The organism is Lysinibacillus sphaericus OT4b.31, from assembly GCF_000392615.1.
Classification (GTDB): domain Bacteria; phylum Bacillota; class Bacilli; order Bacillales_A; family Planococcaceae; genus Lysinibacillus; species Lysinibacillus sphaericus_B.
Window position 1 is genome coordinate 3,627,562 of sequence record NZ_KB933398.1, and the last position, 5,542, is coordinate 3,633,103.

Consider the following 5,542-nt stretch of genomic DNA (forward strand, 5'->3'; position numbering starts at 1 on the left):
ATGTGTGTGTAGTAACTCTCATTATACAGGATTTGGGGAGGTGCTCTATTTTCTTGTCATTTTAAGCTTAGAGCCGTAAGGTCTCAAAATTACGAAATTGACTCAGTTACCCTTGCTATATTTACTCTATTCACAATCAACTTATTTTTACAGTGGATAGATACAGAGAAAATCAGGCTAATAATGTTTTTTCTTACTGCCAGACCTGAGTATCTCTGTATTTTTTCTTGAAATTAAAACACAACTATCAAATATTAGAAAGTGCTACTAATAAATGGTCAATTTCTTTACATGTTGTCTTTTGTCCAAAAGATATTCTGAAAAATTGACGAGCTTCTTCCATTGTATAGCCCATCGATATAATTGCTTTCGTGCCAGATTCGCTGTGTATATCACATGCACTACCTGTAGAGATGCATATACCCGCTTCATTTAATCTTAATAATACATATTGTCCTTCTACTTTTTCCATCAGAATGCCACATATAGTTGGTAGTTGCTCCCTACATTCAATCATTCGACATGTTTTTGGTAATCTTTCTTGTAAATATTGGCGTAATGCCTCATAATTCTGCTGCTTGTAATGAAAGCCTTCTATTGCAGTTGCAAATGCTACAATGGCTGGTGTATCTAATGTTCCTCCCCTTAACCCGCGCTCATGAGTCACACCTGGTGTTAATGCAGGCACACGAATTTTTGGGTTTATATAAATAGCCCCACAACCTTTAGGTCCAGCAATTTTATGTGCTGAGACTGTAATAGCATCCACCTGCTGTTCAAAAGTAACTTTACAAAACGACTGTACGCAATCTACATGAAAATATATATCTGCTGCTTTAGCAATAGTTGCAACTGCATCGATAGGTTGGATAGCACCTATTTCTGAATTAACATGTTGGATTGTAATAAGCGCCGTATCCTCTCTTATTACTTCACGTAATTGCTCCACTTGAATACAACCATTTTGCTGTAAGGGTAACTTTGTCACAACAAATCCCATTTTTTCAAGCGTATTTAATGCTGCATGAACTGATGTATGCTCTGCTTGCGACGAAATAATATGTTTTCCTTTCTTTGATGCTAAAGCAAGTGACACAATCGCTAGCATATTCCCTTCCGTGCCACTTCCTGTGAAAATTATGCCATCACTTTTAACTTTTAGTGCATTTGCCACAACCGATCTTGCCTGCTCTACAAAATAGCTTGCTTGTCCTCCTAAGTCATGTAAACTCGCACTATTCCCATAATAACGCTCCGCTACTTCACAATAAGCCTGGAGCACTGTTGGTGACATTGGTGATGTTGCTGCGTAATCCATATAAATCATCTTATTTTCATCCTCTCTATTTACTTCAGGTCTTGTTTTCTTTTTTATTTTATGTAAAGATATGTGTCAAGACAACTGTAAAGAAGGTAGAGCTATGGATGTAAAGACTGATGTACTCATTATTGGCAGCGGTATTGCAGCACTTCAGGCCGCTAGACTACTCGGACAGCAGTTTCAAGTACAGATAGTTACAAAATCTTCTGTTGATATGAGTAGTTCATATCGGGCACAAGGTGGTATTGCGGCGGTCACAAAACAAGAAGATAAAAACACTTATCACATTGCAGATACATTGACTGCTGGTGAATATCATCATGAAATAAAGCATGTTGAAGCACTTATAAACGAGGGAACAGAGATTATACAGCAGTTCCTAACAGATGGGCTTCCAATAGATCGGGAGGCATCTGGGAAACCAGCTCTCGGGTTAGAAGGCGCACATAGTCATCGTCGCATTTTACATGCTGGAGGAGATCGTACTGGGCAAGTTTTTGTAGAGTATTTGCTCAAACAGCTTCCTTCAAACGTAGTGTTAAACTGTTACGAAATGGCTTTTGAACTTCTTATAAATACTGATGGTGCTTGTATCGGCGTGCTTACACAGGGAAAACGAGGCATAAAGCGATATTTTGCTCATCATGTAATACTTGCTTCAGGTGGTGCCGGTGCCATTTATCCAAGTAGCTCAAATTATACAGTTAACACTGGTGACGGCATTGCACTAGCATTCCGTGCAGGGGCAGCAATAAGTGATATGGAGTTTATGCAATTCCATCCAAGCCTTCTTTGGTGCAATGGGGTAGCGAAAGGACTTGTCTCCGAAGCCGTTCGTGGGGCTGGTGGTATTTTTGTAGATGCACAGCGTCAACCAATTATGAAAGGAGTACATCCACAGCTTGATTTAGCACCACGTCATGTTACAGCCCATACGCTGTTTAAAAAACGGATTACTGGACAAGAAACATTTATTGATATTTCTGGCATTCAGCAGTTTGAAGATAAATTCCCTACGATTGCAAAGCTTTGCTCTGATAATGGCGTTGATTTACAAACCGGCTTAATTCCTATTGCGCCAGGAAGCCATTTCTTAATGGGTGGTATTATCGCAGATGAAACAGGTGGGACGTCGATCCCAAATCTATACGCCGTTGGTGAAGTCGCATGTACGGGCGTTCATGGTGCAAATCGTTTAGCAAGTAATTCCTTGCTGGAAGGTATTACGTTTGGACATAAAATGGCCCATGCCATTTTACAAAGAGGCTGCAAGCAAAAGAATTTCGCTGAAAGGTACAACGTCCATAAACTTCCCTTACCGTCGTTATTAACAAAAGAAAAATTACAACAGAATATGATGCAAGCTTTGGGCATTGTACGAAATCCCAATGATATGCAGCAATTTGCCAAACAATTACCATCGCTACAAACCTTACAACGAGTTGATGTAATTGGACTGAATCAACAGGAACTTGAAATTTATATGATGCATATCGTCGCATCACTGATGGTACATGCTGCACTTACACGCACAGAGACACGCGGGGCTCATATTCGTAGTGACAAACCACATAATGATGCATGGTGGACTCAACGCTGGATTATTTTTGAACATGGGCAAATGAAAGTGAGGAAAACATTATATGAATATCATCAAACTCGAGGAAATGCTCAAGCAATTTTATAACGAAGATATAGGGGATGGCGATTTATCAAGCGAGTTCATTTTTACAACTGACCAAAGTGGCTCTTTCTCCTTTTATGCGAAAGAGAGTGGTATTTTTTGCGGAGCGTTTATCATCGAGCACGGCTTTCGAGTACTAGATACTTCAATGCATATCACTTTGTTTAAAAAAGATGGTGATGCTGTGAATGCTGGTGATGTACTCGCTATTGTTAAAGGACCTCTACAAAAGTTATTAATGGGGGAACGTGTCATTTTGAATCTCATTCAGCGCATGTCTGCCATCGCGACAGCTGCAAATTTAGCTGTTCGTGAAACAGCGGGTACTGGTGCAAAAATTTGTGATACCCGTAAGACAATACCTGGATTACGTATGCTCGATAAATATGCTGTTCGTACAGGTGGTGCCTACAATCATCGAAGTGGCTTATACGACGCTATTATGCTAAAGGATAACCATATTACTTTTGCAGGAGGCATTACAAAAGCAGTGCAAGCTGCACGTAACAAAGTTGGGCATACTATAAAAATTGAAGTTGAAATTGAAACAAAAGACCAATTGGACGAAGCAATTGCATCAGGTGCAGACATTATTATGTTTGATAATCGAAGTCCTGAAGAAATACGGGCATGGCTTCCATCTGTTCCTGCACATATCACGACAGAGGCTTCGGGTGGCATTACTCTGGAAAATCTCCGTGCCTATGCAAAATCTGGTATTCAATGGATATCACTTGGCGCACTTACTCATTCGGTGAAAGCTTTTGACATTAGCGCACTTGTACAAATGAAAGGAGATCATCCACTTGTCAATAACTAGTTTATTACAACAAACTACACTGCTCCCTGAGCATTATCGAACACTAACAACAACTGACATGGAATCTCGCATACTAGCTATTAAAAAGAAACTAGGTAGTAAGCTCTTCATCCCTGGTCATCACTATCAAAAAGACGAAGTGATTCAATTTGCTGATGCAACAGGAGATTCCTTACAACTTGCGCAATTATCCGCCGCGAATAAAGAAGCTGAACATATCGTTTTTTGCGGCGTACATTTTATGGCAGAAACAGCGGATATGTTAACAGCTGATAAACAGCATGTTTACTTGCCAGATATGCGTGCAGGCTGTTCAATGGCAGATATGGCAGACATTTATCAAACAGAACAAGCATGGCCCATCTTACAGCAACTTTTCGGTGATACAATTATCCCGTTAACATATGTCAATTCGACTGCTGCAATCAAAGCATTTACAGGACGTCTTGGAGGTGCATGTGTAACATCCTCCAACGCAAAGGAAATGGTAAAATGGGCATTTAGTCAAAAGCAACGTATTTTCTTTCTACCCGATCAGCATTTAGGTAGAAATACCGCATATGATTTGGGTGTACCCCTTGAAAATATGGCTGTTTGGAATCCACATACCAATACCCTTGAGACAGAACAGTCACCAGAAAACATTCAAGTAATTTTGTGGAAAGGACATTGTTCCGTCCACGAAGGCTTTACCGTGCACCATACGGAAATGGTTCGTCAGGCACATCCAAATATACGCATTATCGTGCACCCTGAATGTAGCCGTGGGGTTGTTGCGGCAGCGGATGATGCGGGCTCAACAAAATACATTATTGATACAATTAATAATGCCCCTAGCGGTTCCGCATGGGCAATAGGCACAGAGATGAATCTAGTTAATCGTCTTATCAAACACCATCCAGATAAACAGATTATCTCGCTAAATAAGAACTTTTGTCCTTGTCTCACAATGAATCGAATTGACCTCCCACATCTACTTTGGTCACTTGAAAGTATTAAACAAGGAAAGCCACATAACCGTATTAAAATTAATGTTCATACTGCAGAAGAAGCGCGTAGTTCACTCGAAAGAATGCTGTCACTTGGATAATAAAAAATCGTCTACTCTTTTTCATAAACGATTTTTTGTTTCTAAAATGACAACAAATTTGGAGTAATAATAATATTAAATGTTTAAGTAAATCCAGTTCAATACAACATATTCAGTTTTGTTTTTCATAATGAAAAAGGAATAGATTGGTCTCTTTGTCTGTAGTAGCTACCTCCTTTCTCGAATACTTAAACGCTATTTTTATATTCTTCATCAAAAAAGCACAGTAGATGTAAAAACATCTACTGTGCTTTAGTATGACCCCTACGGGATTCGAACCCGTGTTACCGCCGTGAAAGGGCGGTGTCTTAACCGCTTGACCAAGGGGCCAATGGCGGAGAAGGAGGGATTTGAACCCTCGCGCCGGTTACCCGACCTACACCCTTAGCAGGGGCGCCTCTTCAGCCTCTTGAGTACTTCCCCGTAAATAAAAAAATGGCTCCGAAGGCAGGACTCGAACCTGCGACAACCTGATTAACAGTCAGGTGCTACTACCAACTGAGCTACTTCGGAATAATGGTGGGCCTAAATGGACTCGAACCATCGACCTCACGCTTATCAGGCGTGCGCTCTAACCAGCTGAGCTATAGGCCCATTTGGAGCGGGTGATGAGAATCGAACTCACGA

General features: G+C 40.5%; 4 protein-coding genes and 4 tRNA genes. 3 read left to right on the forward strand and 5 right to left on the reverse strand.

Annotation, left to right across the window (positions count from 1 at the left end; translation table 11 throughout):
* Nucleotides 1-247: 247 nt before the first annotated feature.
* Nucleotides 248-1,318: a cysteine desulfurase family protein gene (locus H131_RS16660; protein WP_051112211.1), complete on the reverse strand. Its 1,071-nt coding sequence runs from the start codon at nucleotides 1,316-1,318 to the stop codon at nucleotides 248-250.
* Between the two features lie 103 nt (nucleotides 1,319-1,421).
* Between H131_RS16660 and nadB the strand changes: the two genes are divergently transcribed.
* The 3 genes from nadB to nadA are packed head-to-tail and all read left to right on the forward strand — an operon-like array spanning nucleotide 1,422 to nucleotide 4,915.
* On the forward strand, nucleotides 1,422-3,008 hold the full coding sequence (gene nadB / locus H131_RS16665) for an L-aspartate oxidase (RefSeq protein WP_010860302.1): 1,587 nt from the start codon (nucleotides 1,422-1,424) through the stop codon (nucleotides 3,006-3,008).
* The gene (gene nadC / locus H131_RS16670; protein ID WP_010860303.1) at nucleotides 2,965-3,825 is read left to right on the forward strand and encodes a carboxylating nicotinate-nucleotide diphosphorylase; all 861 of its coding nucleotides are present in this window, start codon (nucleotides 2,965-2,967) and stop codon (nucleotides 3,823-3,825) included. The genes nadB and nadC overlap by 44 nt, the downstream gene beginning before the upstream one ends.
* Nucleotides 3,812-4,915: a quinolinate synthase NadA gene (gene nadA, locus H131_RS16675; protein WP_010860304.1), complete on the forward strand. Its 1,104-nt coding sequence runs from the start codon at nucleotides 3,812-3,814 to the stop codon at nucleotides 4,913-4,915. The genes nadC and nadA overlap by 14 nt, the downstream gene beginning before the upstream one ends.
* A gap of 258 nt (nucleotides 4,916-5,173) precedes the next feature.
* Here the strand turns inward: nadA and H131_RS16680 are convergent.
* The 4 genes from H131_RS16680 to H131_RS16695 form a co-directional block, all read right to left on the reverse strand.
* Nucleotides 5,174-5,245 (reverse strand) — tRNA-Glu (locus H131_RS16680).
* Nucleotides 5,246-5,247: 2 nt separating this feature from the next.
* Nucleotides 5,248-5,338 (reverse strand) — tRNA-Ser (locus H131_RS16685).
* Nucleotides 5,339-5,351: 13 nt separating this feature from the next.
* Nucleotides 5,352-5,428: transfer RNA gene (locus H131_RS16690), tRNA-Asn, on the reverse strand.
* Nucleotides 5,429-5,432: 4 nt separating this feature from the next.
* A tRNA-Ile gene (locus H131_RS16695) sits at nucleotides 5,433-5,509 on the reverse strand.
* Between the last annotated feature and the right edge of the window lie 33 nt (nucleotides 5,510-5,542).

What these genes read in the sequence shown, in the direction of transcription:
- H131_RS16660 (WP_051112211.1), bottom strand. Translation starts at nt 1,318, where the DNA reads ATGGATTACGCAGCAACATCACCAATGTCACCAACAGTGCTCCAGGCT.
- nadB (WP_010860302.1), top strand. Translation starts at nt 1,422, where the DNA reads ATGGATGTAAAGACTGATGTACTCATTATTGGCAGCGGTATTGCAGCA.
- nadC (WP_010860303.1), top strand. Translation starts at nt 2,965, where the DNA reads ATGAATATCATCAAACTCGAGGAAATGCTCAAGCAATTTTATAACGAA.